The organism is Curtobacterium sp. B8, assembly GCF_000333315.1.
In the GTDB taxonomy this organism is placed as follows: Bacteria; Actinomycetota; Actinomycetes; order Actinomycetales; family Microbacteriaceae; genus Curtobacterium; species Curtobacterium luteum.
Genome location: NZ_BACW01000593.1, coordinates 1 through 1828 on the forward strand (window position 1 = coordinate 1; position 1828 = coordinate 1828).

2 protein-coding genes are annotated in these 1828 nt (G+C 72.5%); both read right to left on the reverse strand.

The window, feature by feature from the left end:
• Positions 1–192: 192 nt before the first annotated feature.
• On the reverse strand, positions 193–981 hold the full coding sequence (locus I59_RS16085) for a membrane protein (protein WP_022904750.1): 789 nt from the start codon (positions 979–981) through the stop codon (positions 193–195).
• A complete protein-coding gene (locus I59_RS16090) occupies positions 978–1679 on the reverse strand; it encodes a DedA family protein (protein WP_148286281.1) in 702 nt (233 codons plus the stop codon). Before I59_RS16090 ends, I59_RS16085 begins: the two co-directional genes overlap by 4 nt.
• Positions 1680–1828: the final 149 nt, after the last annotated feature.

Sequence of the window (1828 nt, forward strand, 5' to 3'; positions counted from 1 at the left end):
CCGCGGCCCCCACGACCGCGGTCGCGGACGACCGGATTCCCCTCACCGAGACCAGCATGGCCCGGCGCGCGGAGCGCGCGCATCATCCGGAGGGATGAAGAACTGAAGTGCGCTCACCGCCCTGCCGGGCCGTGCCGGCCTGGAGGGCGCGGGGCGGGCCCGTCCCGTGCCTCCAGGCCGGTCGTCGTCGGCTCAGGGACCGGTCACCGGCTGCGCCGGGTGGTCGGGTGCCGGCCGTCGTCGCCGTCCGCGCTCCACGCTCGTCCACGCCACCGCGCCCGTGAGCACCACCAGCAGGCAGAGACTGACCATGCCCGTCCCGACGTCCAGCCCGCCGCGGTCCCGGGGGACCGCGACCCAGTCCGCGAAGGACGCGCCGACCGGTCGGGTCAGGACGTAGGCGGTCCAGAACCCCGCGACCGGACCGAGCACCCGGACGCCGGCGGCGAGCGCCACGAGCAGGACGAGGCCGGCGAAGAGGAGGCCGCCGCCGAGGTAGCCGAGACCGAACCCGCCCGCGGCGAGGTCGCCGGCAGCGGTCCCCATCGCGAACGTCGCCACCACGGCGGCCCAGTAGAACAGCTGGCGCCGCGTGCTCGTGACTCGGTGGACGTCGAGGGTGCCCTCGACACGGCGCCACACGACGAAGACCGCGACCAGGGCGATCAGGAAGATCGGCGTGGAGACCGTGTAGGGCACGCCGAGCGCCACGTGGACCACGTCAGCGACCATCGTGCCGAACACGCCGACCATCGACACGGCACCCCAGTACAGCCAGGGGCGGTACCGGTCGGTGCGGAGCTGGACAGCGAGGACCATGCCGAACACGGCCGCGGTGAGGACCACGGTCGGCACCGGGTCGAACCGGGTGACGAGGAAGTCCGAGAGCGCTTCGCCCATGGCCGTGGTGAGGACCTTGGTCACCCAGAACGAGACGGACGGGTCGGGGACGCGGTTCCGCAGCGGACCGGTGGCGGTCACCGCTCGTCGCCCGCTGCCGCGCGGGCCTGCGCGTCCGTCGGGACGCCCCGGCCCGCCTGCTCGTCGCGTCGGGTGCGGCGGGCGACGTGCCGGCGACGCAGCGCACCGATCACGATCGGCAGGACCGAGACGACGACGATCACGATCATCAGCGCGTCGATGTTGTGCGAGACCAGCGGGATGCCGCCGAGGAGGACGCCGACGACCGTGAGCCCGACCGCCCAGGAGATCGCTCCGATCAGGTTGAACAGCAGGAAGCGCCGGTAGTGCATCCGCGCGGTCCCGGCGGCGAGCGGCACGTAGGTGCGGACGATGGGGACGAAGCGCCCGAGCACCAGGCTCAGGCCGCCCCACCGTGTGAAGAACGCCTCGGCCTCCTCCAGCCGCGCCGTGGTGAGGATCCGCGCGTCGTCCCGGAAGAGACGCCGGCCGTACCGTTTCCCGAGCCAGTACCCGACCTGGTCACCCGCGACTGCGGCGACGGACGCGACGATCGCGACCTGCCACGGCGCGATGCCGAGGGTGCCACTGATGATCGCAGCGGTGACGAGGAGCGAGTCCCCGGGCAGGAACGGGAAGAGCACCCCGGACTCGATGAAGATCAGGACGGCGATGCCGGCGAGGACGTCGGGACCGAAGGCGTGGAGCACGGACGCTGCGTCGAAGAGGCTCACGGCGAGCGGGACTGATGAGAGCACGAGGGTCCTTCCGGGGACGAGCAGGACGAGCAGGACGAGCAGGACGGGCTCANACGGCGGGCTGCGGGCGTGCGGTGTCGTCGCGGCGCATGCGGACCACGAGCCAGCTGATGATGGCGACGATCACCACGAGGAACACGATGCTCGTC